A 26439-nucleotide genomic window follows, 5' to 3' on the forward strand; every position below is an offset into this window, starting at 1 on the left:
CTATGGCGAAGCGTCGAACAACGGAAATTTTTCACATACTGAAGATTTCTTTAATCTAACCATCCTTGGTACGGATTTTCTTAAGGTCATCCGCCAAAGGGTTGCGAGCAATTGCATCACCGTATAACTCAAGCAGACCTTAGAGCGGTCGCAAAAGCTTTCCGCTCCACTCAATCAGCCTGAAGTCGATCCCTGCAGTTGCCTGAAGGAACACCTCCTCAGTCTCATCGAATGATGCAGCCACTATGCTCTGAAGCTTTATTTCGCTAGCCAACTGCTTGAGCAGAGCGTGCTGGCTATCAACGGCCATCGAATGTTGACCAGGCTCGTCAAGCATCAAGAAATTAGGGTGATGGCCTGGTGTAGTGGGAAACACAGAGGTCTGATGCAATGCGAGGAGATAACTCCAAATGAGTCGTACAAAATCACTGGCACTGGAATCCGACTTAATGTCAGTCCTAATTTCGCGCAATTCGAGCTGAGCCAAGCATGGAACAAGTGCATCCCTACTGATTTCAATATCCTGAATTCTGGCACTTTCGTAACCGAAAGAACCTGCATTGGCCCTGAATTGTTTCTGAAACACAGAGATGCGAGTCTCGTCATCAGAGGTGTATGCGTTCTTGGGAAGCAATGCTCGAGCAGCTTGATTATTCTTTAGCCGCTGAGCAACTGAAAACAAACGGCCAAAGACATCTGTGGATTGAGCAGCCAGGCGTTCAAGCGCCTCTACCTCAACTTCAATCTGGACCTGACGCCTTACGATAGCCTTGGACTCACTAGCGCCGGAGCTAACATCTCCACGCATAGCAACCAACTGGTCGCGCTTGGCCGCTAGTCGAGCCGCGAGTTCAGCGCTCCTCGTTTCCGTTGCACGAATGCTTTCCCGGACCCCAGAAACTTGACGACGCAACATCCGGCACTGACTATCCAGGTAAGCAATATTGGCAGCTAAGTCCATCTGCGGCCCGGTTACTGCTCCGACGAGCAATGTATCTTCAACCACCTGATGGCAAGTGGGACAGCGGCCAGAAGATAGCTCAATGTCGTATTTCGCCCCCAGGTCTCTAAGCTTTGCCGCCGTCTTATTGCGGTCCAAATCCTCAGATGCCTCTCTTAAAAGAGTCTCATATTCCATGAGGGATGCCTTTAGGTCGCCTAGCGACGTCGTGGCTCGTTCATGGACAACACTCAGGTGTTGTAGCTCGGCTGTAACCGCTGCCATCTCCTTTAGTGCATCTTCGCCAGTAACCCGGCTAAACTGCTCACTTCTTGCAGTCAATGCGGAGTACTCGCTCCTGAGCTGGGATATGTAATCACCCAGAGGAACTGTGGCGCCCTCGTATAAACGCTGAATACTCCCGGAGTTCTGAGTAAATAGTGCTGAAGGGCCAGCAGGCACACCTTCAATCACAACCCCAAGTGAACTTGCCTCGCGCTGAAACTCACCTAGCGTGCGGCGCCAATCATTGTCGATTTCAACGGACTCAGAATTAAGCCTATTTCTGGCGGCGTTGGTTTCAAAGACCCCCAATCCAAGTAGAAAATCGACTACCCGAGCTCGCGCATCGCGAATGCCGTAGAAGGGAATGTTGGCAATATAGTCAGTCCACCCGCGCTTTTGCTCGACGGCCAGAGCTGCGAAAATCGTCTGAAGATAAAGTTTTGCCTCACCACCACTAGTTGTGGCGACTCGCGGCAAGCTTAGCTCTAAGAAAGACTCGAGGAAGCGATGAAATCCTTCATTTTTCTGAGCGCCACCGGCGTCGTGCACATATGTCGGAGAGGCATTAACAAGCTCATCTCCTGCTGTTAAATGAGCACATTCGAATACCTCGATGAGCTTGGAGTCTTTGACTGTGTCTCGAATGGCACGTCGAAGTGTAATCACCCGACCTGACTTATTTTCAATCTCAAGAATGACTTCAGAGGCCGTTACCAAGACTCTTTGGCCATCATATTCAAAATAATCCTTCACTGCGTATGGAAGAATGCGCTCACCTTTTCCGCCGACAAGTTCCTCCATACCGAGCCCGTATAGCAAACTGTTAAACAACGTGCTCTTGCCACTAGAGTTCTTTGCACGAATGATGGTCAGGTTTCTGGCAAACCTGAAATCGAATCCGAAATCTCCATTCTCAGTTACGGCTCTGAGCTTAATGCCTCGAATAATCATTGGGCCTCCCAGCCATTTGCAACTGCATCAACCATGGCTTCCGTTATTCCCTTGCCAACTTGATGCAAAAAAGCCGCGTCTGTTGAAAACAGTTCTGGGTCTTTAAGGATTTCCTTTGCAAAGGACACACCCTCGTCTGTTATCTCATAGCCGGGTGATTGCTCCCGGACAAGGCCCTCTGCAATAGCGAAGCGAACAGCGATAGCTAATGCTGGGTCAAATCCCCAAGCTGAGACCTTCAACTCCTTGGCAGTTGAAGCATGGATAAGCAATTTTTGTCGGTCTACAGACTTCAGGGCCCAGTTGAACAAATGAAGGCGCAGAAGCCTCGAACGACCCGCACGAGATGCAAGATGCAATATGAGTAAAACTTGGCCTATTTTATACAGCGGCCGATGCTCTGCCAGTACAGGAGATGGTTTGCGCTCAAAGAGGAGACCAGACATCGGCTCAGTCATAGTCCAGCTCACAAATGGCCAGCCACCGGGCAATCATCAGGCGCGCCACCTTGCTAGCATTCGTTTCATCGAACTCGGGGGACAGCTCGCTGTTGATGCGGCGCTCGAGTCCTTCTCGAACCTGCGTCGTCAAATCCTCTGGTGTGCCCGACCAAGTCATCGACACATCTGCAACGTGATTTTCGTATTCGTTAATCAAGCGGACCAACCGAACATAGGAAACTGGTGCTGAGTCAGCAATCCTGCGAAAAAAACCCTCGGACTCCAAGAAACTCTCCAAGGTTCGTTGCTTCAACTGTTGAACCTTGTACGTGAAATTTTCTGAATCTCGCTTCTCTCCGAGGCGGGTCTCGGTTTTACGCTGAACGTTTTGCTCGTAGGTTTCTTGGTCACCTATTAGCTCCGCGAGCACAGGCGCTGCATCATCAAATATCAGCGCCTCGCCTGCAGCAGAACGAATCTCGTTAATTTCAACGAGAAAGCTATCGCCGTCGTAAAGCAATACCGTGAAATCCTCAGTCAGGAAAGGCAAGCTCCAACTTCGAACTTCAACTTCTTTGACTCGCGCATGAGCCAACAGGTCGTTTTTGTCGAACTCTGGAGTTACAAATATCCAGCGACTTAGCTTGGTCGCCCCAAGCCGTTTCTGAATATCGTCTTTGTAGGTTTTTAGTTTCCCAAGGTCCTCGGTAACCTTATCTCGCTGCTTTTCGTACAGCTCTTTGCGGTTGTAGTGCTTGCTTGGGCAGTAGCACTGGAATCCCCAGCCACTATTGAGAGTAAACCCCTCCAGCCCATAGTCGCCAGGAGAGGCCGGCATTTGCTGGTAATCCTCAGTCTGGTACTTGCGCTTAAATACCTGCTGGCAAAGTTCTTCCCACGTGCCACCATCGAACGGACCAAATTTGGTAGTAAACATCAGAGGTCCGTCGGATGAGGAGGATAACCACCCGCTGTGCCGTGGTCGTATAGTTCGATTGACATGCTTTTACTCTCGCCCAAGGCGGCCCCCATATTTACTCGTTTTTCATTATATTAACCGAATAAACTCCCACCAATCCCATCGTTAATCCTGTCCCACCGAAACCGACCAAGCTTACTGGAAGGCCGTATAAATTAGATGCTGGCGTATGTGGCACACTGGATTGGCGGGTACGGAAGCTAAAAAAGTAGTCCCATACGAGCCCACGAATCTGTGGGGGGAAATGTGGGGGGAATTTTCAAATTTAGCGCCTAAAAAGCAAAAAAGCCAATCCGAAGATTGGCCTAAGTGCTTGATTCTCTTGGTCGGGGCGGCGGGATTCGAACTCGCGACCCCTTGCACCCCATGCAAGTGCGCTACCAGGCTGCGCTACGCCCCGACAAGCCAAACATTATACCTGAAAACACCGGGATTCAAAGCTGCAGCATCTCGATAATTGATTTCAATTCACCGCGCAGGCCGCCCGGGATTTTTTCCATTTCCGGATGAGCAACCGAAGCAACCTCGACAGCGCCACCTTCATCGAGGCGATTACGAGCACCGCTTATGGTAAAGCCCTGATTGTAAAGAAGCTCTCGAATCCGGCGAACCAGCAAGACTTCATGGTGCTGGTAATAGCGACGATTACCCCGACGCTTTACCGGCTTGAGTTGATTAAACTCCTGCTCCCAATAACGAAGCACATGCGGCTTCACACCGCACAATTCACTGACTTCACCAATGGTGAAGTAGCGCTTGGCCGGAATGGGCGGTAGTTCTTCCCCGCCCGTAGTCTTATGCCGCGGTTCCATCAAAAGCTAGCTCGACGTCTGACTTCAGTTTTTGGCTGGCGTGAAAAGTTACAACACGACGCGCCGTAATTGGGATTTCCTGCCCGGTTTTAGGGTTGCGACCAGGACGCTGTGGTTTGTCTCGCAACTGGAAATTACCAAAACCGGACAGCTTGACGCCATCTCCGACTTCCAGTGCATTACGTATTTCTTCGAAAAAAGCCTCGACCATATCTTTGGCCTCACGCTTGTTAAGGCCAACTTTTTCGAAAAGCAGGTCAGCGAGCTCAGCTTTGGTTAGCGTCATCGTTATTGTTTCCGTCAGGCACGCAGTTGAGCACCGAATGCCTGTTCGAAACAGGACACCAGTTGCTGCATTGCAGCATCAACTTCTGAATCTTGCAAAGTGCGTTGAGTATCTTGCATAACTATCCGGAAAGCAAGACTTTTCTTGTTTTCCGGGACACCCTTTCCGACGTAAACATCGAACAACTGAATGTCCTGAATGAGGTCAGAAACCTGCCCTTTGAGTCCATCGAGCAAGGTCTGCAAAACCACATTTTGATCGACTACAATAGCCAGGTCGCGAATCACCGGCGGGAACTTGGAGACCTCGGCATAGGCCGGAACATTTGCAGCCTTGACCGCGTCAAAATCCAGTTCGAAAACCACGGGCGCCTGCGGCAGATCGTACTTCTGGACCCACTCCGGATGCACTTCACCGATACAACCAATGTCGCGACCGTCGAACAGAATGCGGGCAGCACGCCCTGGATGCAGCGCCGGATGCGCCAGCTTTTCGAAACGCAAAACAGCCGGTGCCAGAAGCGCTTCAATATCACCTTTGACGTCGTAGAAATCTACCTTACGCGCCCCGCTACCCCAACCTTCCGGCAAGGCGCCGCCGAAAGCCAGTCCTGCCAGTTTCCATGGCTGATGAAAGCCATTGACCGGCACAGCATCGGCTGCACGATGAAAGGTACGACCGACTTCGAACAAGCGGACACGGGTCTGCTTACGTTTCAGGTTGGTAATCAGGTTCGAAATCAGACCACCGAACAGTGTCGAGCGCATCACCGCCATCTGGCTGGCAATCGGATTGGCTAGGCGAATCAGCTCGGCTTCTGCCACATTTTCGGCAAAATCGGCCTCCCATGCTGCCTCGACGAAGGCGAAATTAACAACCTCCTGATAACCACGGTCGGCCAGCATCTGGCGAAGCCGATAGGCCGGCCGTCGCGCTTCCGGCTGGACCTGCATTTTCAGCGCACCGCGTGGCGAAACTGACGGAATGTTGTCGTAGCCGTACAGGCGTGCAATTTCCTCGATCAGATCTTCTTCGACTTCCATGTCAAAGCGCCAGGATGGCGGCGTCACCTGGAAATTATCGCCTTCGCACACAAAAGAGAGATCAAGACCGGCAAACAGACCGGCAATGCGTTCGGCACCGAGCGGCAGACCAAGCACCATTTCGGCACGAGCGGTACGCAGGAGAACCGGCTTGCGGACCGGCAAAACAGCCTTGGCCTCAACGACCGGGCCAGCCTGGCCGCCGCAGATTTCGAGAATCAATTGCGTGGCGCGCTCGATAGCCCGCCGCGCGCCGCCAAAATCGACTCCGCGCTCGAAGCGATGCGAGGCATCGGAGCCGAAGCCATAGCGACGAGCCCGGCCGGCAATGGCCTTGGGCGCGAAGAAGGCTGACTCCAGGAAGAGTTCGCTGGTTTCCAGCGTAATGCCACTTTCCTCGCCACCCATGATGCCAGCCATGGCCAAGGGCTTCACGTCATCGGCGATCACCAGGACATCGGCATCAACCGCAATAGTCTGCTCGTTCAACAGCAGCAGTTTTTCTTCCGGCTTCGCCAGGCGAGCATGCACAGCGCCTTCCAGCCTGGTGTTATCGAAAGCATGCAATGGTTGCCCAAGTTCGAGCATCACGTAATTGGTGACGTCGACCAGCGCTGAAATGGCTCGAATGCCGCTACGTTCGAGGCGGCGCTTCATCCACTCCGGCGTCGGCGCCTTGGCATTGACGCCCTTGAGGACGCGGCCGCAGTACAACGGACAGGCTTCCGGCGCGTCGAGCACGACGGCGCGACTATCTGCAATACTGGCCACCACTTCCGGCACGACCGGCAGGCTGGTCGCGGCACCGGTAATGGCACCGACTTCGCGGGCAATGCCGAGCAGCGACAGACAGTCGGCACGGTTCGGCGTCAGCTTCAGTTCGAACAGGTTGTCGTCGAGATCGAGATACTGTCGGATAGCCTGGCCGACTGGCGCATCGGACGGCAGAACAAGCAGACCCGAGGCCTCTTCGGCAATGCCCAGTTCCTTGGCGGAGCACAGCATGCCAGAGGATTCAATGCCGCGCACCTTGGCAATCTTGATGGTGAAATCGCCAGGCAGCTTCGCACCTGGCAGCGCGCACGGCACCTTGAGACCAACGGCAACATTCGGCGCACCGCAGACGATGGTCGTCGGTGCTCCACTGCCAGTATCAACCTGGCAGACGTTCAGACGATCAGCATCAGGGTGCTTGACCACGTCCAGCACGTGGGCAACAACGACATTATCAAAAGCCGGAGCGACCGGGTCAAGCTCCTCGACCTCGAGGCCGGCCATAGTCAACAGATGGGAGAGTTCCTCGCTCGACAATTTGGGATCGACGAGGGTACGCAGCCAGGATTCGGAGAATTTCATTGGCGTGACTCGAATTGTAGGTCAGTTGAACTGACGCAGGAAACGCAGGTCGCCTTCAAAGAACAGGCGAAGATCATTGATGCCGTAGCGCAGCATGGTCAGGCGATCCTGACCGAAGCCAAAGGCAAAGCCGGTGTACTTTTCCGGATCAATGCCGGCAATGCGCAGCACGTTAGGATGGACCATGCCGCAACCGGCGATTTCCAGCCATCGGCCCTTCAGCGCACCGCTCATGAAGGCGACGTCAATTTCAGCCGATGGCTCGGTAAACGGGAAGAAGGATGGACGGAAACGCACCGTCAGGTCGTCCGTCTCAAAGAAGCTTTTCAGAAAATTGGCAATGACGCCCTTCAGGTCGGCGAAGGAAACACCTTCACCAACCCACAGGCCTTCGACCTGATGAAACATTGGCGAATGGGTCGCATCGGAATCGACGCGATAGACGCGCCCCGGCGCGATGATGCGGATTTCAGGCATTTTTCCCAGCTGGCCGTAGCGCTTTACATGCGCTTGCATGTATCGGGCCTGGATCGGGCTGGTATGAGTGCGCAGCAGCACCTTGTCGGCCAAAGTACCGTCCGAGTTCTGCAGGTAAAAGGTATCGTGCATCGAACGTGCAGGATGATCCTCGGGCGTGTTCATGGCCGTAAAATTGTAGAAATCCTCTTCGATTTCCGGGCCGTCAGCGACCTCAAAGCCGATCGAGGCGAACAAAGATTCGATACGCTCCAGCGTACGTGTCACCGGGTGAAGGCCACCGCGCGCTTCAGCGCGACCGGGCAGCGTCACATCCAACGCCTCTTCAGCCAAACGGGCATCCAGCGCAGCCTTGCGGATCGCCTCGCGCCGCTCATTAAGCGCGGTTTCAACAGCAGTCTTGGCGACGTTGATCGCTGCACCGGCGGTTTTCTTCTCCTCGGGCGGCAGCTTGCCCAAGCCCTTAAGGAGTTCGGTAATCTGACCGCTCTTGCCGAGGAAACGGGCCTTGACCTGTTCCAGCGCATCCGGGTCGGAAATGGCAGCAAATGCAACTTGTGCTTCGCTAACGATCTGATCGAGATTTTCCATGGACTTCAATACCTGCAAACTGCGACAAAACCACAAACAAAAAAGGAGGCTCGCGCCTCCTTTTTTTCATCAAGCTTTCGCTCAGGCGCCGAGCTGTGCCTTGGCCTGGGCGGCCAGAGCGGCAAAAGCCGGCTGATCGAAGACGGCCAGATCGGCCAGAACCTTGCGGTCAACTTCGATATTGGCCTTCTTCAGACCGTTCATGAAGGTGCTGTACTTCATGCCCAGCTCACGAGCTGCGGCATTGATACGGGCGATCCACAAGGAACGGAACTGGCGCTTGCGTTGACGACGGTCACGGTACTGATATTGACCGGCCTTCATCACCGCCTGCTTGGCAATGCGATATACGTTCTTGCGACGACCGCGGTAACCCTTGGCCTGAACGAGAACCTTCTTGTGACGCGCGCGCGCCGTTACACCACGTTTAACTCTAGGCATCTTCTATCTCCTTACGCGTAGGGCATCATGGCGCGGACAGAAGCTGCGTCGCGCTCGTGAACAGCAGTAGCACCGCGCAGGTGACGCTTAACCTTGGTGGTCTTCTTGGTCAGAATGTGACGCTTGAAGGCTTGACCGCGCTTGATGCTGCCACCGGCGCGGATCGAGAAACGCTTCTTGGCGCTGCTCTTGGTCTTCATTTTGGGCATTTAGATGCTCCTTAATGACATGCCGTCAGGTGATTCCCGGCGGGAACGCTTTTACTACCCGAAAGCACTAATAACAACTGATTTACTACGCTTGCTTCTTCTTGGCCGGCCCGATGATCATGATCATCTGACGACCTTCCATCTTCGGCATCTGCTCAACCGCACCAACGGCGTCGAGGTCTGCCTTGATTCGTTCCAACTGGCGCATGCCGAATTCCTGATGCGCCATTTCACGCCCCCGGAAGCGCAGAGTCACTTTGACCTTGTCGCCCTCTTCCAGGAAACGCGTCATATTCCTGAGCTTGATCTGGTAATCGTTTTCGTCGGTACCCGGGCGCAGTTTGATTTCCTTAACCTGCACCTGTTTCTGCTTCAGCTTGGCCTCATGCGCACGCTTTTGTTCCTGATACTTGAACTTGCCGTAGTCCATGATGCGGCAGACCGGCGGCTTTGCAGTCGGTGCAATCTCAACCAGATCGACACCGGCTTCTTCAGCCATTTGCAGCGCGGCACGAATGTTGACGATGCCTAGCTGTTCACCTTCTGCACCCTGGAGACGAATCTCAGGAACCGTGATTTCTTCGTTGAGGCGATGCGCCTTGTTCTGAGCTATGGTAAAACCCCCGAAAACAACAATAATTAAGCCGTGCCACTACGCGCCACGACTTCTTCTTGAAGTCGCTTGATCAAGACATCTACGGGCATCTGTCCGAGGTCCTGACCACCGCGAGTACGCACGGCTACCAGTCCGTCCGCTTTTTCCTTATCGCCCACAACGAGCTGATAAGGCAGCCGGTTCAAGCTATGTTCCCGGATTTTATAGGTAATTTTCTCGTTACGCAAATCCGCCTCAGCCCGAAAGCCCGCCGAGTGTAGCTTTTGTGCGACTTCAGCCGCGTAATCGGCCTGCTTTTCGGAGATATTCAGCACCACCACCTGCACAGGCGCCAACCACAACGGCAAGGCACCGGCGAAGTTTTCGATCAGGATGCCGATGAAACGCTCCAGCGAACCAAGAATGGCCCGATGCAGCATGACCGGCACCTTGCGCGTATCGTCCGCACCGACATACTCGGCACCCAAACGCCCCGGCATAGAGAAGTCGACCTGCATGGTGCCACACTGCCAGGAACGGCCGATGGCATCCCTGATATGGAATTCGATCTTCGGGCCGTAGAAGGCGCCCTCGCCCGGCAGTTCCGTCCACTCCAGCCCGGAAGCGCGCAACCCCTGACGCAGCGCATCCTCTGCCCTATCCCAGACATCATCGGCACCAACCCGGCTATCCGGACGCAGCGCGAGCTTGACCGCAACATCGTTGAACCCAAAATCAGCATAAACCTTCTTGACCAGCGCATTGAAGGCGGTGACTTCGGACTCGATCTGATCTTCGGTACAGAAGATATGTCCATCATCCTGCACGAATCCTCGGACACGCATCAGGCCATGCAAGGCGCCAGCCGGTTCGTTGCGATGGCAGGAGCCGAACTCGCCGTAACGCAGCGGCAGTTCGCGATAAGAGCGCAGGCCGGCATTGAAGACCTGCACGTGGCCCGGGCAGTTCATCGGCTTGACCGCGTAGTCGCGATTTTCCGACGAGGTCGTGAACATGTTGTCCTTGTAGTGCTCCCAGTGGCCAGACTTTTCCCACAGCGACTTGTCGAGAATCTGCGGGCAACGCACTTCCTGGTAGCCGTTGTTGCGGTAAACCGCGCGCATGTAGCCTTCAATTTCCTGCCAGATTGCCCAGCCTTTCGGGTGCCAGAAAACCAGACCCGGCGCTTCGTCCTGCATGTGAAACAGGTCATATTGCTTACCCAGACGCCGGTGATCGCGCTTCTCGGCTTCTTCTAGCATGTGCAGGTAGGCGTCGAGATCTTCCTTCTTGGCCCAGGCCGTACCGTAGATGCGCTGCAACTGCTCGTTACGATGATCGCCGCGCCAGTAGGCACCAGCCACCTTCATCAACTTGAAGACCTTGAGTTTGGCCGTAGTCGGCACGTGCGGACCGCGGCAGAGGTCAATGAAATCACCTTCACGATACAGCGATACCTGCTGATCAGCCGGAATAGCGCCGATCAGTTCAGCTTTGTATTTCTCGCCGAGATCAAGGAAGAACTTGACCGCATCGTCGCGCGCCCAGACTTCGCGGCTGACCGGAATGTCCTTTTTGGCCAGTTCGGCCATGCGCTTCTCGATGGCGACCAGATCTTCCGGGGTAAACGGACGCTTGTAGGCAAAGTCGTAGTAGAAGCCATTCTCGATGACCGGGCCGATCGTAACCTGCGCCTCCGGGAAGAGCTCCTTGACGGCATAGGCCAACAGGTGCGCAGTCGAATGGCGGATCAATTCCAAACCCTCGGCATCGCGCTCAGTGATGATGGCCAGATCGGCGTTTTGCTCAATCAAATAGGAAGTATCGACCAACTGGCCACCAATCTTGCCAGCCAGCGCAGCACGGGCCAAGCCAGCACCAATACTGGCGGCGACTTCGGCAACGGTGACCGCTTGCTCATAGGAGCGGATGGAACCATCAGGCAGTTTGATATCGGGCATGGCGGATTCTCTGGAAAAAATCTGGACGAAAAAAAAGTGCGGGGTGAGCCGCACTTTTTTAATAAACGAGAGCTGACTCGACTAGAGTTTCTGAACTGCGCCGCAAGTTCGGAAAGAGATCAAATCAACTCCGTTAGGAATTTGGTAGGCGGTATTGGAATCGAACCAACGACCTCCACGATGTCAACGTGGCGCTCTAACCAACTGAGCTAACCGCCTAAGGAAGCGCGCATTATATAGACGTAGAAGCCGATGTCAACAGCCCTTCGCGATTTTTTTCGAAGCACAGTAAACTCGGCTCAACAAACCATGGAGTCATACATGAACGAAGGCTGGATAATTCTTGGCATCTGCCTGATCTTAGTCGTCGGTGGCGCCCTGCCCCTGATCAGGCCGCGCAACGATGTACCACCTCCGCCTCCCAAGGAAACCCTGCGCGACTGGCGCCGCGAAAAATAAGGACATCTCGTGGAATCACGTATCACCGAACTCGAAATCAAGATCAGCTATACGGAAGACCTGGTCGATGAACTGAATCGCCTTGTTTATCGCCAGCAACAGCAAATCGACCTGCTGGCCGCTGAAATCCGCGCACTGCGTGATCATGCACGAAACACATCACAGCCGGAGCAGACCTTCAGCCTGCGTGATGAGATTCCACCACATTACTAGCATGTGGCCTCAGCCCCCGGTTACCGTTCTCTATCATGCTGATTGCCTGGATGGTTTCGGCGCGGCCTATGCTGCCTGGCGCCATTTTGGTGACACCGCCACTTATCGCCCGATGCATCACGGCGAAGTCTGGGAAATGGCGGATATCGCCGGGCATGCAGTGTTTATTCTGGACTTTTCTTTCCCGCCTGAAGTTCTGGAAAAGATGGCGACTCTCGCAAAATCGGTCGTTCAGATTGACCACCACGCCTCGGCGCTCAATGCTTGGGCCGACCGATTACCGGCCAGCACCGGAAAAGGCCGGCGCAGCTATCAGCATCCGACACTCCCCCTGCATGTCATTTTCGATCTGGAAAAATCCGGCGCCCGCCTGGCCTGGGAGAATTTCCATCCCGACACCCCGCCACCGCTGACCATCCTGCACATCGAGGAGCAGGACATGTGGCGCTTTGTGCTACCTGGCACCCGCCCATTCTGCCGGGCCCTGCGCCTCCTGCCTTTCGATCTGCACCTCTGGCACAAACTGGTCATCGAAACACCTGACGACACCTCACTGCGCTACACCGAAGTCATTGTTCAAGGTACAGCCATCGAGCAGTTTTTCCAGCGCGAAATAGAACGGCTAGCCCAAAGCAGCCTGCGTACACCGGCCCGGATTCGTGGCGAACCCGTAGACACCTTGCAGGCGCTACGCCATGGACAAGAAGTGGTAACCGATGACGATCTGGCCTGGCTGGCCATCCACGGCATCGCCATCAATGCCAATGCCTTGTTTGCCTCTGAACTTGGCAACTCATTGGCTGAACAGAGCGGCAGCTACGGGCTGATCTGGCAGTTTTCTGGCGATGGAGAAATCAAGGCATCGCTTCGCTCGAAAGGAAACACGCTCGACGTATCACGGATCGCCACTCGTTACGGCGGAGGTGGCCACCCGAATGCCGCAGGGTTCCGAATGCCTGCCAATCAGTTTTTCAGCGAAGTATTGGTCATAGCGCCCAGTTCAAACTAAGGATGCCGGGCTTGACGCACGGCACCTCTCGCATTTGCCAACGCAGCAACATACTCAATACGGCCGAGCGGGAACAGCCTGCCACCCCTCAGGGCAGGCCTGAGTGTAGGGATAATACATGGCGCTCGAACCACAGTAGTACCATACAGCACCCGAATTTGCTGGCGCAGGAGCGGGTGGTTGCTCGACGTAGACCGGCTGCTGCGGATAAACCGGTCCGACATAATAGGGATCGACATAAACCGGTCGAGTGCGATCTGCCATGATGGCCAAGCCGGTCAGCGCCCCAAAGATTGCCAGCCCCGCCCATCCGGAGCCGCCCCCTCCGTGCTGGCTATACCCCCGATGGCCATAACCACGATCTGCATGCGCTGGCGTTGCCAGCAAGGAGAGCGCAACAATCGCAGCCGTAATGAGTTTACACATGATCGCCTCCAAACTTCGCCGAACCAATTGGCTCCGCTTTTCAGTATAGGTCGCCCATGGAAAGCCACTGAAATACAGATGCAACATATTGTTGCGAGAACAATAATGAACAAATGGTGGATAATCGTGTCTGTTGTTCGTCGGGCAGGGGATCGCTTTGATTCAATCCGACAAAGTCATTGTGCCGCGTGGCATTTTGACGATGGCGCAAAAAGCGCAATTTATTGAAAGTGTAAAAGCAATATGCAACAACTAAGAGACAAAGCCTTGAAGCTTTGCGCGGACCACGGAATTACCGTTCAACCCTACGCGGGCGGATGGTGGCTGATGGGTAAAAAAATCAATCGCGTCGTCGGTGAATTGGCTGGCCTTTGTGCCTCCGACCTCACACCGCTGCCGGAGATGGCTCGCTAAGAGTCAAGAAAGTCGTCAGAAACGGAGCCGGGGAAACCCGGCTTTTTGTTGCCGCAATTTCAGCTGGCAAATATGCAAATAGAGCAGCATTCCAAATCCGCTTCATGAGTGGTGTTTTACACCTTTATGGAGATCGGTCGCCGCCAAATACTGTAGCCGCCTGATGGTGAAGGTGGTCATGTCAGCAACCAGAATTTCGATCTCCGGCGGCGGGATTTCCTCATGGCAACGCCGGTCGCTAAACCCGCTCGGCGGGCCTATATCGATCAATCTTCTATCGGCCTGCGCTCTGCGGTCACTCATGATCGGCCACCTTTTGGTGTGAAGGCGAACTTTCAAGATAGACGCTGAACCCCGAACATTCAAGATTTCAGTATCTGATGAGCCGATGGGCTATTGAGGCCAGCAAAACCGCTGCACTGGCTTATCGCCTCGCTTAGCGTGAGGTCGGGATATACTCCGCGATCGCATTTTTGGCTTGCCGATAAAGTGATACCGCAGTCACCAGTGCATTCCAGCAATGAATGAGCAGACAGGCCATCCAAAGGCTTGCTTAGCACCTCGGAGTTATCCGCAGGCGTGGCGTTGATGGTTGCCAATGGACGAAAACCCAATAAAAAAACCCGCAGTTACGCGGGTTTAATGGACTTGCTTGAAGCATGAAAAACAACTACTTGGCGCCAGGAAGGGACTCGAATAAATAGCCGAGTCAATTGCAGCACAACGGTCGTTATCTTTCAATCATCGAAGTTACACACAAAGTTACACACACAGAATCAACGCTGCCATCTGAAATCAAGTAGCAGAGGCACCTGATTTAGCAGTTGATCGGGGGTTCGAGTCCCTCCGGGTTCCTGTCGTAAGAGTCCCGGATTGTGATTCCGGTTGCCGAGCCTACGGATGAGAGATAGCAAAGCGGTTATCCAACGGATTGCAAATCCGTGCAGGTCGGATCAACCACCACCTGCGATCCACCACTGATTAGGTCGACTGACTGGAGTCGGCTTCCCGCTAAGGTTTTCAGCAATAGATATGGCAAGAGCTGCCAGCCATTCAATGTGAAAGTGAATCAGCCTGATCTGAGTCAATCGCTCTTTTTCATCTACAAGCCGATTCACATAGCTGACATGGGCACCCTGTTTTGAGGTCATCGGCCACTGACATGAACTGGTGCCCGGCCAATATTCGTGCGCATAGCTTGATCTGACTTCGCGATAGAGGAGGTTTGCATAACTGAATCTCCTCGCCTCTTCTATACGCAGTGCTGGGCACACTTCAATTACCTGCGCCTCACTCACGTCCACTTCGTCGCCAGTTACAACAAGAGGCGATTCTCGATGTTTGATCAGTTGCTCAAGCTTCGTAGCCTCGCCAGCACGCTCGTTGTTATTCAGAAACTGAATCAGAAGCGGAACGCTGATCGTATCTGCACCGTAGATGCGGTCTGAGTACCTAATTAGAAGCTCACAAAACCTGCTGCGATCTATGCGGTCATTACCTGGCCACAATTCTGCAGACATAGCGCTGAGCACAGCACAAATGATCAATGCCGCTTCGCCATATCCTGCTTCTGGAAAGCTGGAACCAATGTGTAGAGCCAAGGTGCATTTTTGCTTTACCCAATCCAAACGCCAATCATCGTTTTTCACCTAAATCCCCCTTGGCATTAGATTTCGGTTAAGGACTAACCATAGTGAGGAGTGCGGCAAAGATGTACCTCATCGGCGCATCGTCCCTTTGACGTCATAGCTCCAGCCGGGGTTTAGCAAGTCAACAGGGTGAGCGTATATCCAGAATTGAACCTGCTTCTCCGCTGCGTTGAGAGCAAGCGTGCCAAACAGGCGGCGATTGAGTTTTGGGTAGCTACATCCTGAAAGCGTGACGTCGAGACTTAATACCATCGGCGTCATGCCTGGCATGGCGAGCCCCTTCATCTTGCAGCCGTTCTCCGGAGAGGAACCGGTGATTTTTCCTTGCGCGTCTATCGATATGGTCGTCTGAACCACGGCGTGTGCTTCCGAAATCGGCTGCCCCTTAAAGCTGGCTTGATACTGAACTTGTCCACGCCAATCTCCAAAGCACGTCGTATAGGCGCTATTGCCCGAATCGCCGATTACTTTGGGGGTATTCCCCTTGGGGATAGCTGGTGTTGCATCACTGGCGCACGGCTTGTCGGTGAATGTGGTTTTCCCGTTCTCGACACAGCGATATTGGGCGAAGGCAGAAGAAGCAGCACTCAGCGTGAGTGCGATTAACAGTAGTTTTCGCATGGACAAGTCAATCAAATGGAATATCGATACTAACCGACAGAGTTATTTCATTCCATACTCCACACCCCACGGACTATGACATAAGTGATATTCCAAAGAGATAACAAAAGGAGCAAAATCTAATACAAATAACACATGTAACTAAAAGACCATGCTCGCGGACGTTGCGCTCTACCTTGTATTACCGCTTGCAGTGGTTATTTGCGCCCTTCTGGCGATCTCCACCGTGACGAAGCGCAAGGAATAGCATGAACAAGAACTTGCTACTTGGCGTACCAAATATCGACCATCAGCATCGAGAGCTATTCCGATCCTTCCAGCACCTGCTATCGATCAACTCTGGTGATGAATCATTTTCCGAGGCGCTTTCCCGCCTGACGATCCAGATTCATCAGCACTTCAAGACTGAAGAGCACTACATGGCTGGGCTTCATATGCCGGCCGCTGAGTTGGCTGAACATGTACTAGCACACACGCAGATCATTGAAGACCTGACAGAGATTCATTTCGAGACGATGCATGGCCTTGGGGTGCCGTTCGAAGAGATCATCAAGCGTGTGGCGTCCTATGTGAATCATCATGTCGTTGAGTTTGATCTTCAGCTGAAGCCGTACATTGGACATCGGGCATAAACGATCACTGACCGTGACGCCTTGAATCCTGAGCCGGGTCAATATGACCGTGGAACATGGATATTGGCGATTAATAAACGCCAGAAGGCCAAGCAACAGAGAACAGTGGAAAACCCGATTAATTCTGTCGGGAATATTTACACTCACCTCTACTGGGAATGCCATTGCCTGACTTTAGATCGTATAACCCATTAATCTATTTCGATTTCTCAACAAAGCCAGTGGCGTGGCCCGGATGTTGCATCGATGATCCACGAACAATCAACACCATCAGTCGAGTCGAGGCATATTGCTCTCTACTTGAAGCCATAGGAGGTTCCAGTGAATACGAAATTATCGAAGCTGATCGCAGGGATAGCGTTTCTATTTCTAGGAACCGCAAACGCCTTGGCTGCCCCTGTCTATGAGAGCGCCGACTTTGGTGGTGGGTTATTTAGTGTCACATCCTCTTTTGTCAGCAGACTAAATGCTGCAGGTATTAGTGGATTTAGTTCTACATCCTGTTACACCTGCGCTACTCCTGCACTCGTTTCTGGCCATTTCATCTTTGATAGTTCGGTACCTGTTCCTAGCTCAGGTTTCGCAAATGTTTTTTCTATCGGTGCAATTCCGACCGTAGCAAACAGCGCCATTTTTGAATTGAATATTGGCAGCCTGACATTCCGCTTCGGCGACCCAGGCATTCAAGGCGGCCCCGCCATTCAATACAACAATGGTGTTTATAACGGCATTTTCTTTGACGAAACATTCGACTCCCCAAACAGCACGCCTCTAGAGCTAAGCGTCCAAGGCGGGAGTTTCTCGCTGAGGAATCAATCCTTCCAAAACCTCTTAACAGGTTTCATCACTGTTGGCGCAAACGGCATGACCAACGTTCAACCATTCACCCCTGGAGGGGGTCAGAACAACGTGCCTGAGCCGACATCTATTGCTTTGGTTGGACTTGCCTTAGCTGCTTTCGGTTACGCTCGCCTAAAGAAAAGTTGATCGAGTCTGAGTTGAAGATAAGCCGGGGTTTCCCGGCTTTTTTCATTCATCAATTTCAGCGATACCCCCCCCTTCAGCTCGGCCATTGTTAATTAGCGGACTCACCGGATAAGCAGTCATCCTCTCGGCACTACATGGCCTGATCATCTGCTTCAGAGCTTCAACATCGTGATTTAGCGGATCAAGCCAAGCGTCGTACTGATCCGCCCCCAAAATTACCGGCATGCGGTCGTGGATCGGCACCATCACTTCATTTGGCTCGGTGGTAATGATGCAGGTCGTAACGAGCGTCTGTCCGTCTGGGGCTTTCCACGCGGCGAGCAGCCCGGCAAAGGCAAAGAGACCGTCAGTCGGATAGATGTAATACGGTTGTTTCTTTCCTTCGACCGTTTTCCACTCATAGAACCCACTAGCCGGGATCAGGCAGCGATGCTTGGCGAAACTTGTCCGGAAGGATGGCTTCTCGGCTACCGTCTCGCCGCGTGCGTTATTCAGCTTGGCGCCGATACTCGCATCCTTTGCCCATGATGGCACCAGGCCCCATTTAACCAGTTGGCCAACCCTGCCAGCGTCAGGTTTGTAGCGAATCACCGGGATGATGCTGGTCGGCGCGATGTTGTAGCGCACCTCATAATCAGGGCATGAGAGCAGCTGAAAGTGTTCGATCAATTGGCCGGCAGTGGCTGAGAGGGCGTAGCGTCCGCACATAAGCAGTCAGGTCATTTTGTTGCGTCGGAATACTTTACACACCATCAATATGCTGTTGATCAATAAATCATAATCGATTGAATTTAATTGGTTTATTTTTCATGGATCGTAATATGCTTATCCATTTTTGGAAGTTCAGTGTTTAACAAGCACCCGTAGGGAGGTCGTATGAAAAAACTACTTGCTTCGATTGCGCTGGTGGTTGGTACGCTTATATCGGCAACTCCTGCATCAGCCTCCATCGTCGTTACATTCACCCCATCATCACAGCACGTCAATATTGGTGATATCGCCACCGTTGATGTGAGTATTGCAGGACTTGGTTCCCAATATCTGACTGCAGTCGATTTAAACTTTTTGTATAACGGCGCTGTTATGGGCTCCAGTCGCAGTGTGAATGCAACTTCCCTCTTCGAACAATTAGGTGCCGCATTTGGATTCAACCCAAACTTCAACTTTGACACCGTTGCTGACGGTAACTGGGGAATACAAGCTAGCATCCAGGCTGACGAGGCATCGATTGCAATCGATCAGGCTGATAGTTTTCTGTTGGCGAGATTTACGTATGCTGGCGATACCAATGGCGTCAGTAGTTTCGATTTGGGGCTTGACCCGAGTACGGAGCGAAAATTTGTTGGTGCAAATGGAGCGCTCTTGGATGTAAGCGTTAATGGTGCATGCATTGCAGTTGGTACAGGTGTTTGTTCCACTACGGTCCCTGAACCAGCTTCGCTAGCTCTCCTTGGCATTGGCCTAGCAGGACTCAGCGCGTCTCGTCGTCGCAAGACCTCCTGAGCAATCAACGCTCAACATGGCCCCGCCCGAGTGGCGGGGTTTGCTTTTTCCCCTAGCGAATTACCGGCGTACAACGCCACTCCTGAACGACTCCATAGACACCATCATCTAACTCCAGTCGCTCAATCCCTCTGAGGTTAAACACCTCCGTACCAAATCCAGTTAATGCCGGCTCGTGAAGGTCAGGGATTAGATTGCCGGCCAATCCGTCAAGCCGCAAAAGCTTGGCAGCAGTTGGACGATCACCACCACCAACGGCACAAACAGTGCGTAGTTCTCCGCGATAGACCTTTCCATGGTCTATATCTCGCCAGGATAGGCGACGACCACGGCAACGCATCAGGCGAACTTCAACAAGCATCTCACGACCAATTTACTGTATGAAATCACAGTATATGATCACCTGGCGATTTCCAACAGTTTCGGAGTCATGTTTGCGACTGCACTGGGTTCTGGCCTTGATCTCCGTAGACCACCTAATCAGGTTAGTGTCAGCAATAGCCGAGCGCCCGTTCCAGCAAGTTCAGACCTGCACTGCTGCGGACTGCCTCACGCCGATCCTTGTCCCATGTTCTGCCTAGGTACAGCCGATATACAAATGGTTTAGAGATAACGCCGGCATCGGTAATTTTCTTGATTTGCCCGTCGACGTAGGCAATCTCACGGAGGACCAGCCAGGACATCGCGCCACGTACCGCCCGTTCAATCTGCGCATACGACATGCCGCGACACTTGCCCGACTCCACAAGGAGGTCAGACAGATCGCAAGTTGTGAATGATCCGTCTATCGTCTTGGCTAGGTCGTGGATTTGGTCGGTGGTAATCCGCGCTTGCGGACGGTCAAAGGTGACATCGTTTCTGATGATTGCCTGATGTGACATAGCTAGCCCCGTACAAGAGAGATGTCGCAAGTTTGGCTGGGTAGCCAGTATTTACAGGCTTTGCCAGTGGCAATATCCAAGGCTTGCTCAATTGCCATTTGAATTGTCTGTGCAGACTTGGGCGTGTCTTTTGTCAATCAGTGACGAGACCTTGAGATCTTTCAACAATCTGCCGATTGCGCGCTAACCATCGCACTAACCTGGCTGATTGTTGGGCTGATTGCTCGCCGATTACGTAGAAACTAGCGCGTAGGAAATAGACATCTTTGGACATTCAAGCGCCGGCAAAACCTTGACATCTATTAACATCACTGCCGCCGAGGATTAGGGTCTTTTAGGATTGAGCACCTTGCTACCGGCGACGACCAACTGGTCAATAACTCCTTGCAGACAGTTGTCCAAGCCTGCTGCCTTGTACTTCTCGATAACTGCAAGGGCTATCTCACTGGGGAAGTAATCAATCCTTGTGCGCCGTTTCCGGTAACGCTTTATTCGTGCGGCACCGCCCTGCTCTTTCGCTTCCATGTCACCCCTACTAGTCGAGTGTCAGCGGCGCTGCGAAACGATGTGCGCCATGCGGATTTCGGCGAGCTTTGCATCTACGTCCTGGCAGGCCTTGGAGTATTTGCGGTGCCCTTCCTGACTCTGCTGTTCAAGCGATTGCCGAGAGTTGGAGAGTAGCGGCCCCGCCAGTTTGTGGCGCTCTACTTCTTTCTGAAGATCAGCACGACGTTGTTGCTGTTCGTCATCCCGTTCAAACCCTTCACCGGCAATAAACAGGTCAGCAAGAAGCTGTGGGCGACGCCGGTCGATCTCTACGATCTCGCAACTGATCTTTTCCAGATTGGCATAGAAGCCGCAGCGCCATTCATCAAACTGCTGAAAGCGCGTTGTAATCCCCTTCGATTGCTCTTGAACCTCATCACGAATCCTCACCAAGCGGATGACTTCAGGATCGTCGTGACCGAATGTCGGCGGTAATGCGTCGGCTCGTTGGGATTCGCTACGGGTGTCGTACTCAGCGGGGTAATTGATATCTGCCATCATGCTTCCTTCGTGTGTGGTTTGGCGCTATGTCAGTTTGTTTTATCAACGACACCCAACTCTTCAAGCTCGGCACGTATTTCGATAATTCGGGGCACGACAGGGTAATAACCACCGGCATCACGGCAGCTTTCGTGCATCGCGGAAGGGCCTGCGACAGCGAACGCAAGGGCCGGAAGCTGATCGCTGATCGCATCCTTGTTGAAGTGCCAGAGAGCGCCGAGTGACGAAAGATCGATGTACTGCGCTTTCTTGTCTTCGTACTGCTCAGTCAGCAACCTGATAAAGCGCTTCTCTTGATTATTAAAGTCTTGAGTCCATGCGTAGATAAGGCGTTGGGCTGGACCCGCGATGACTCTGCGGTATAGCGCCTGCCGTGCCTCAAGTTTCTTTAGCTCTTCCTTCAGCAAATGAATCTTGTCTGCGTTGGTAACAAAATCGGCATGAATGCTTTCTACGTCATACGCAGCTTTCTCGATTGTTTTGGCTGCAGCCTTAGATACCGGCTTCACAGCGGCGCTCTCAGTATCCTTCACCTCAATGGGGGCGGCTTCAGTCTTGGCTTCACCGGCAGTATTCATGCTGTATTTCTCCTTAAATTTCCTATTACTGGATTGGTTGATTTGCGTTGCTGGCTGAATGTTCGTTTCCATCACAACAGCCCTGCCAGCGTTCCGGCTTGCGCCGCCTTGCGCGCCTTCTCTTCGCGGATTTGCTGGACGATGGATTTAATCTCGTTGATGTTCTGGGCGCCCTTCACGCCCTTCGACATGAGGATGTCGCCCATCTCGTTACGGACGGATTCAGGCGTCTTGACCCGGTTCCAGAGGTTGGATGCCGCACTCGCAATGCCGGTGATGCTCCCGGTCGCGGCTGACCTTGCAACGTTTCCGGCATCAGCCACCGCTGACATGTCCAAGTCACCCATTCCGGAAGCTCTGGTCGCTGTCTGAGAGCCACGCCCGACGCTTTCCAATCCCTTCAGGCGTGACTCCTTGGCGACGTCTGCCGCGAATCGGCGGAATGAACCTTCATTGGCGAATAGCTCTTTCAGCTTCTCCGCTGTCGCCGGCTCTTTCCACATCTTCATGATCTGGGTCTGCCCGCCTTCCGTGCCGAACTTCTTGCGAAGCGACTCGAAAGCGCCGATGCGGAAAGCCTGAAGCTCAGAGTCCGACATGCCGTCGGTCATCTGGCCGATCTTCCAGGCATCCTTGCTCATGGCCTGATTGCCCAGATTGGCCGCTGATCGCAATTCGCTGGGGCCTGCGTAAGCATCCCGCGCCTGCTTGTAGAACGATTGGCCGGTTGCCGGGTCCGTAGTCATGTTGTCGATCTTCCCAATCAACTCACGGCGCAGATTCTTGTAGGCGTTGCCGATCTCGTTAAGCCGACCTGTCTCTGGGTTGATATGCCCCTGCTCAATGTCGTACAGGGTGCGCTTCAAGGTATCCAGTTGCGACAGCGGAATTTCCTTTGGAGTCCGGCTGTTCATCAGCGTATTCAGTTCTGGGGCGGCCTGATCCAAGTCGAATGCCTGACCATTGACGCGAGCCAGTTCCTTGGCGTGACTGAAAGCACTTCGCGCCCGCCCGAGAATGGCATTCATGTCGTTATCGATGGGGATGCTGGTGTTGCGAACACGGTCGTACAGCGGTGCCGATGCGACGCGGCGAGCCTCGTCCAAGGCATCAAGGGTCTGTGGCAACCTTGCGCCAGTCGGATTAAGCCCAGCCTCGGCTGCGCCGATCAGACGATCTGCACGACCTGCTTGGCGACCACGAATCAGGCGTTCGGCAGCGTTCTTGGTTTCACCCGGCAGCGTTGCCAAGGTATCGAGCAATTGCTTGGTGTTCTGGCCGGCGGAGTCAGCCACGGTCGCTTCATCACCCAGCTTGTTGATCCTGGTTGAAATGATGTTCAGCGGATTCGAAAGGCCAGGCTTATCACGCTCGATAGCCTCGGCAACTTTCTGAGCTGCGTACTTGCGTGCCCCGCCATCTGCGCTTGGAAGAGCTGAAGCAGAAATTCCGCTACGTGTGCCCATGTCGGCGATGGTGTTGAGCATGTTTCGCCCGGTCGGCGTGCTGGCAATCTGTTGCCCTATGTTGTTGGCAACTGCACCACCGGCGCGAGCAATCCCGCTCAGTGAAGGGCCAAGCACCCCGGATATGCCGGCAGACATCGCGGCATCGCCAGCCAATCCCCGGACATCCTGTGCAGTCGAATCGCCCAAGCCAGAGAGTGCACCGAACTTGACCCCGGCCTTGACTGACTCCGGGAGTAAATTGGCGGCAGCAGACAATGGACCTGACGCTTTCTGCGCGGCACTGACCAGAGGTGTAGCAGCCACCACCGGCAGCGAAGCGCCAATCCGCTCGACATGCCCGAGAATCGGGTTTTCCTTCATGTGCGAATCAGAAGCAGCCCTGGCGGCATCGCGGGTGTCGCGATAGTTCTCGGCGAAACCCTTGCCATCGCCCCAAGGCGTCAGATTGGCAATTGCCCCGGTAACTGCACCACCCACCCCCGCTAGCTCGTCGGCAAAACCCATGGCAGGGCCTTGCAGGGTGGAAATCAAGCCTTTGACGATGCCCGGCTGAGACTCACCCAGCGATTGAGCAGGTGTTTGAACCGGTTCCGGTGATCCTGACGAATACTTTGACCACGGACCATCTGCCGATGGTGCTGCCGTTGGTGATGAGGGCTGATCCGGTGAAGCATACTTTTCCCATGGGCCGGCCATCACTGCACCGCCTTCCAGCTTGCCGGGTCGGCTGGATTGCCACCGAGATAGACATGGCCACCCTCAACCATGCCCACCTTGGGCGCTCCTGGTTGTTGGGGTTGCGCTGGCGCTCCGCCGAAGTTCTTTGCCCCAGGCCCTGCAGAGATGCGGAAGCCATTGACCGCCATTTCGCGGTTGGCTTTCTTCTGCGCAATGACTTTCGGGCTATCTCCGGGCTGCGGGAAATACTGGAGCTTGGCGTTATCGAATTCGCTCTTGCTAATCGCTGCACCGGACTCCTGACGAAGTACCGCATTCACAAAATCGCGCTGCGCCTGTTCGATCTGTTGCTGCTCCGGTGACTGGGTTTTGTTGGCAAGCATCCCGAGGCCACCGCCTACTAGCGGCACATCCTCAACGGCACGTTTCAAGAGGCTAGGCTGAACCGCGCCGTTCTTGCCGACTTGATCGATGATCCCGCTGGCGTTCTCAGCGCGCATGCCAAACCCGGTTGATTTGCCCTGAAACTCGGTCAGGGGCTTGTTACCCATCACTGGTGCGCCGTCAGGCCCGCTAATCGGTTCCATGCGGAGGGTTTTCGGGTTAAAGGCCATCATGCCGCGCTCGGTCTCGACGTGCTGCCACTGCTGGGCACCGTCCCCCTTACCATTAATGCCCCTGATCTGTTCGGCAAGTTGGCTTCGCCGGGTCGGATCAGTTTCAGCAAGGTATTGCGCTTGAAGCCCTGCCATTGCGCCCTCACTCGCAAGCTTTGTGTGCTTGAGCTGGTTATCCAGCATACGGCCCTGAGCCTCGCCAAACTTGGCGGCTTTGGCATCCTGTTCAACGATCTGCGCACGAGCGTTTGACTGCACATTTGGATCGGTAATCGAGGGATCGTAGGCATCGCGTTCCAGGCGATCACGCTGCATTGTTGCCAGCGTGTCGCGATCCTTCTGGGCTTGGGCCAAGCCTTGAGCGTATTGCGCGGTTTTGCTCCAGTCGCTAGTCGATGATCCATCTGCAGCCGTGTAGTTCTGCGGGCCGATAGCGATGTTTTTGCCGGCGTTCGGGCCGGTCTTGATAGCGATAGCGCCGGTTCCCTGAGCCATCTGCTCCTTGGTCGGATCAAAGCGCTTGTCGTCCCAAGTCAGACCATTGATTTCTGGCCGGTAGTTGGCAGGCTGCATGCCATCAGCCGCAGCGCGTTTCCCGGCTTTGATGGTCGGGCCAACGGGTTTGCCGGTGCCTTCTTCGAGCATGGCATCCAGGCTCTCAAAGCCTTTGGCACGGGCGTATCGCTCAAGGAATCGATCTTGCGCAACACTGACGATGCGCTCGCCGTTCGCTACCCTGATTGGTTCCCCTGTTCCGCCAACCACTGCCGGGATGCTGTCAGAGCTTGCCGTGCCAGGGCCTTTGATCTCACTGGCGCCCTCACCTAATCGATCACCAAGGGCTTCCATGGCAATACCTCGGGGCTTGCCACCTCGGGCGTAACCATTCACTGCCTTGTCGATCTGCACGCCACGATTCTTGATGATGCCAACAATGCCTTGGGGCTGGGGTTGAACTGGCGGTTGTTGTTTCGGTTGTTGCGGTACTTGCTGAACTGGGGGCTGGGTAGAGGGGCCAGCGGCTGGTGCGCCATACTTAGCGGTCATCTGACGCATCAGTTCTTCGGCATCAATCTTTCCGCCATTCTCATAGCCGGTTGAAATGCTTGAACTAGAGCCCATCAGACTATTGGCGCGCCCTGCTTGCTCCATCCCGCGGAGCTTGTCGGTGTAGCCAGCGATCCGATTTTGACGAGCATCCATGTCCTGCTGCCAAGTCGTCTGGCCGGGCTGCTGCATGGCCATGGAAGCTAGAGAAGTGGACACAGGACTGGTCGGACGCTCAGCCAGTGGAGTCACATCGGATTTGATGCCGTATTTGGCCGCTTTTGCTGCATCTTCTGCTGCCCAGCGCGCCGTTTTCTCGGCATTGATGGCATCGTAGTCGCTACCGTTGGGGTCAATAGCCGGAGCGCCAATGGCACCACCCAAGGAGAAATTTCGGGGCTGAGTCTTGATTCTGAGTTTCTTAGCGGCCATCTGGCACCTCGCTAAATTCGTGAGTGGTTTTCCTGATTCGCTGCCAAAGCTGGCGAAAATGGCCCCAGGTGATGCGCAGCCCTGCTACGTCGCCAAGCTCATGGCGATACAGATCAGAGGTTGCCGGAGAGATAACAAATGACTCTGCGCTCGCCTCGTCTTCGTAGGCGGCAATCACCAGAAAGACGTTCCGGCAGGAACAGCCTTGCGCTTGAAATCGGGCGATCTGTGGCCGTAGCCATTGGGTCAGCGGAGAGTACGGGCGACCTCGACGGGTACGCTGGGCCGGACCTGAAGGGGCGAATTTGTCTGAACGAAGGGCGTTATTTGTTTCTTCCATGCGAAACACAATAGCCAAAAAGCCAGCATTTCAAGGACTGATATTGGCAATCAGATAAATGATGTAAACGC

The 26439-nt window shown here is 54.0% G+C and carries 29 protein-coding genes and 2 tRNA genes; 6 read left to right on the forward strand and 25 right to left on the reverse strand.

Going from position 1 to position 26439, the window contains the following annotated elements; all coding sequences use genetic code 11:
- Positions 1 to 139: 139 nt before the first annotated feature.
- The 13 genes from DARO_RS13660 to DARO_RS13720 all read right to left on the reverse strand — a co-directional run bounded on the left by DARO_RS13660 (position 140) and on the right by DARO_RS13720 (position 11585).
- Positions 140 to 2176, reverse strand: a complete 2037-nt coding sequence (locus tag DARO_RS13660; protein ID WP_011288395.1) for an AAA family ATPase — start codon at positions 2174 to 2176, stop codon at positions 140 to 142.
- Entirely contained in the window at positions 2173 to 2634 is a 462-nt protein-coding gene (locus tag DARO_RS13665) for a hypothetical protein (RefSeq protein ID WP_011288396.1), read from the reverse strand. The genes DARO_RS13660 and DARO_RS13665 overlap by 4 nt, the downstream gene beginning before the upstream one ends.
- Complete coding sequence (locus tag DARO_RS13670; protein WP_011288397.1) at positions 2627 to 3553, reverse strand: hypothetical protein; 927 nt, start codon at positions 3551 to 3553, stop codon at positions 2627 to 2629. Before DARO_RS13670 ends, DARO_RS13665 begins: the two co-directional genes overlap by 8 nt.
- A 365-nt stretch (positions 3554 to 3918) precedes the next feature.
- Positions 3919 to 3995, reverse strand: a tRNA-Pro gene (locus DARO_RS13675).
- 34 nt (positions 3996 to 4029) lie between these two features.
- Positions 4030 to 4407, reverse strand: a complete 378-nt coding sequence (locus tag DARO_RS13680) for a MerR family transcriptional regulator (protein ID WP_011288398.1) — start codon at positions 4405 to 4407, stop codon at positions 4030 to 4032.
- Positions 4391 to 4699: an integration host factor subunit alpha gene (locus DARO_RS13685; RefSeq protein ID WP_198134186.1), complete on the reverse strand. Its 309-nt coding sequence runs from the start codon at positions 4697 to 4699 to the stop codon at positions 4391 to 4393. Before DARO_RS13685 ends, DARO_RS13680 begins: the two co-directional genes overlap by 17 nt.
- Positions 4700 to 4707: 8 nt before the next feature.
- The gene (gene pheT, locus DARO_RS13690) at positions 4708 to 7092 is read right to left on the reverse strand and encodes a phenylalanine--tRNA ligase subunit beta (RefSeq protein WP_011288400.1); all 2385 of its coding nucleotides are present in this window, start codon (positions 7090 to 7092) and stop codon (positions 4708 to 4710) included.
- A 21-nt stretch (positions 7093 to 7113) separates the two neighbouring features.
- Positions 7114 to 8160 carry a phenylalanine--tRNA ligase subunit alpha gene (pheS, locus tag DARO_RS13695; protein WP_011288401.1) on the reverse strand — a complete coding sequence of 349 codons (1047 nt, stop codon included), beginning with the start codon at positions 8158 to 8160 and terminating at the stop codon, positions 7114 to 7116.
- Positions 8161 to 8241: 81 nt separating this feature from the next.
- Entirely contained in the window at positions 8242 to 8601 is a 360-nt protein-coding gene (rplT, locus tag DARO_RS13700) for a 50S ribosomal protein L20 (protein WP_011288402.1), read from the reverse strand.
- An 11-nt stretch (positions 8602 to 8612) separates the two neighbouring features.
- Positions 8613 to 8810 (reverse strand): 50S ribosomal protein L35, encoded by a 198-nt coding sequence (rpmI, locus tag DARO_RS13705; protein WP_011288403.1) that lies wholly within the window; start codon positions 8808 to 8810, stop codon positions 8613 to 8615.
- Between the two features lie 85 nt (positions 8811 to 8895).
- Complete coding sequence (gene infC / locus DARO_RS13710; RefSeq protein ID WP_497463067.1) at positions 8896 to 9450, reverse strand: translation initiation factor IF-3; 555 nt, start codon at positions 9448 to 9450, stop codon at positions 8896 to 8898.
- Complete coding sequence (gene thrS / locus DARO_RS13715) at positions 9450 to 11366, reverse strand: threonine--tRNA ligase (protein ID WP_011288405.1); 1917 nt, start codon at positions 11364 to 11366, stop codon at positions 9450 to 9452. The genes infC and thrS overlap by 1 nt, the downstream gene beginning before the upstream one ends.
- Positions 11367 to 11508: 142 nt before the next feature.
- Positions 11509 to 11585: transfer RNA gene (locus tag DARO_RS13720), tRNA-Val, on the reverse strand.
- Positions 11586 to 11687: 102 nt separating this feature from the next.
- Between DARO_RS13720 and DARO_RS22895 the strand changes: the two genes are divergently transcribed.
- The 3 genes from DARO_RS22895 to DARO_RS13730 are packed head-to-tail and all read left to right on the forward strand — an operon-like array spanning position 11688 to position 13047.
- A complete protein-coding gene (locus tag DARO_RS22895) occupies positions 11688 to 11825 on the forward strand; it encodes a hypothetical protein (RefSeq protein ID WP_157037215.1) in 138 nt (45 codons plus the stop codon).
- A gap of 9 nt (positions 11826 to 11834) precedes the next feature.
- Positions 11835 to 12038 carry a SlyX family protein gene (locus tag DARO_RS13725; RefSeq protein ID WP_011288406.1) on the forward strand — a complete coding sequence of 68 codons (204 nt, stop codon included), beginning with the start codon at positions 11835 to 11837 and terminating at the stop codon, positions 12036 to 12038.
- Between the two features lies 1 nt (position 12039).
- A complete protein-coding gene (locus DARO_RS13730; protein ID WP_011288407.1) occupies positions 12040 to 13047 on the forward strand; it encodes a DHHA1 domain-containing protein in 1008 nt (335 codons plus the stop codon).
- A 54-nt stretch (positions 13048 to 13101) separates the two neighbouring features.
- Here DARO_RS13730 and DARO_RS22395 read toward each other — a convergent pair whose 3' ends face one another.
- The 4 genes from DARO_RS22395 to DARO_RS13745 all read right to left on the reverse strand — a co-directional run bounded on the left by DARO_RS22395 (position 13102) and on the right by DARO_RS13745 (position 16157).
- On the reverse strand, positions 13102 to 13473 hold the full coding sequence (locus DARO_RS22395; protein WP_083761533.1) for a hypothetical protein: 372 nt from the start codon (positions 13471 to 13473) through the stop codon (positions 13102 to 13104).
- A gap of 516 nt (positions 13474 to 13989) precedes the next feature.
- Positions 13990 to 14190, reverse strand: a complete 201-nt coding sequence (locus DARO_RS13735) for a hypothetical protein (RefSeq protein WP_041224398.1) — start codon at positions 14188 to 14190, stop codon at positions 13990 to 13992.
- A 650-nt stretch (positions 14191 to 14840) separates the two neighbouring features.
- Positions 14841 to 15536 carry a hypothetical protein gene (locus DARO_RS13740; protein WP_011288409.1) on the reverse strand — a complete coding sequence of 232 codons (696 nt, stop codon included), beginning with the start codon at positions 15534 to 15536 and terminating at the stop codon, positions 14841 to 14843.
- Positions 15537 to 15605: 69 nt separating this feature from the next.
- Complete coding sequence (locus tag DARO_RS13745) at positions 15606 to 16157, reverse strand: DUF4124 domain-containing protein (protein ID WP_157037216.1); 552 nt, start codon at positions 16155 to 16157, stop codon at positions 15606 to 15608.
- A 248-nt stretch (positions 16158 to 16405) separates the two neighbouring features.
- Between DARO_RS13745 and DARO_RS13750 the strand changes: the two genes are divergently transcribed.
- Both DARO_RS13750 and DARO_RS22400 read left to right on the forward strand, forming a co-directional pair.
- Positions 16406 to 16789 carry a hemerythrin family protein gene (locus tag DARO_RS13750; protein WP_011288411.1) on the forward strand — a complete coding sequence of 128 codons (384 nt, stop codon included), beginning with the start codon at positions 16406 to 16408 and terminating at the stop codon, positions 16787 to 16789.
- 321 nt (positions 16790 to 17110) lie between these two features.
- Positions 17111 to 17776, forward strand: a complete 666-nt coding sequence (locus DARO_RS22400) for a PEP-CTERM sorting domain-containing protein (RefSeq protein WP_011288412.1) — start codon at positions 17111 to 17113, stop codon at positions 17774 to 17776.
- A gap of 42 nt (positions 17777 to 17818) precedes the next feature.
- On the opposite strand, the gene DARO_RS13760 is transcribed toward DARO_RS22400, so the two are convergent.
- A complete protein-coding gene (locus tag DARO_RS13760; protein ID WP_011288413.1) occupies positions 17819 to 18484 on the reverse strand; it encodes an SOS response-associated peptidase in 666 nt (221 codons plus the stop codon).
- Positions 18485 to 18652: 168 nt separating this feature from the next.
- On the opposite strand from DARO_RS13760, the gene DARO_RS22405 reads away from it, so the two are divergent.
- The gene (locus tag DARO_RS22405) at positions 18653 to 19279 is read left to right on the forward strand and encodes a PEP-CTERM sorting domain-containing protein (RefSeq protein ID WP_011288414.1); all 627 of its coding nucleotides are present in this window, start codon (positions 18653 to 18655) and stop codon (positions 19277 to 19279) included.
- 491 nt (positions 19280 to 19770) lie between these two features.
- Here DARO_RS22405 and DARO_RS13765 read toward each other — a convergent pair whose 3' ends face one another.
- From DARO_RS13765 to DARO_RS22900, 7 genes are all read right to left on the reverse strand, one after another.
- On the reverse strand, positions 19771 to 20160 hold the full coding sequence (locus tag DARO_RS13765; RefSeq protein WP_011288416.1) for a hypothetical protein: 390 nt from the start codon (positions 20158 to 20160) through the stop codon (positions 19771 to 19773).
- Positions 20161 to 20484: 324 nt separating this feature from the next.
- The gene (locus DARO_RS13770) at positions 20485 to 20685 is read right to left on the reverse strand and encodes a hypothetical protein (RefSeq protein ID WP_041224401.1); all 201 of its coding nucleotides are present in this window, start codon (positions 20683 to 20685) and stop codon (positions 20485 to 20487) included.
- Positions 20686 to 20706: 21 nt separating this feature from the next.
- Positions 20707 to 21204 carry a hypothetical protein gene (locus tag DARO_RS13775; RefSeq protein WP_041224402.1) on the reverse strand — a complete coding sequence of 166 codons (498 nt, stop codon included), beginning with the start codon at positions 21202 to 21204 and terminating at the stop codon, positions 20707 to 20709.
- Between the two features lie 32 nt (positions 21205 to 21236).
- Positions 21237 to 21785, reverse strand: a complete 549-nt coding sequence (locus tag DARO_RS13780; RefSeq protein ID WP_157037217.1) for a hypothetical protein — start codon at positions 21783 to 21785, stop codon at positions 21237 to 21239.
- Between the two features lie 71 nt (positions 21786 to 21856).
- Complete coding sequence (locus DARO_RS13785; protein ID WP_041224403.1) at positions 21857 to 23758, reverse strand: hypothetical protein; 1902 nt, start codon at positions 23756 to 23758, stop codon at positions 21857 to 21859.
- A gap of 191 nt (positions 23759 to 23949) precedes the next feature.
- Entirely contained in the window at positions 23950 to 26028 is a 2079-nt protein-coding gene (locus tag DARO_RS13790) for a hypothetical protein (protein WP_011288420.1), read from the reverse strand.
- Positions 26018 to 26368 (reverse strand): hypothetical protein, encoded by a 351-nt coding sequence (locus tag DARO_RS22900; RefSeq protein ID WP_157037218.1) that lies wholly within the window; start codon positions 26366 to 26368, stop codon positions 26018 to 26020. Before DARO_RS22900 ends, DARO_RS13790 begins: the two co-directional genes overlap by 11 nt.
- Positions 26369 to 26439 lie beyond the last annotated feature (71 nt).

The organism is Dechloromonas aromatica RCB (genome assembly GCF_000012425.1).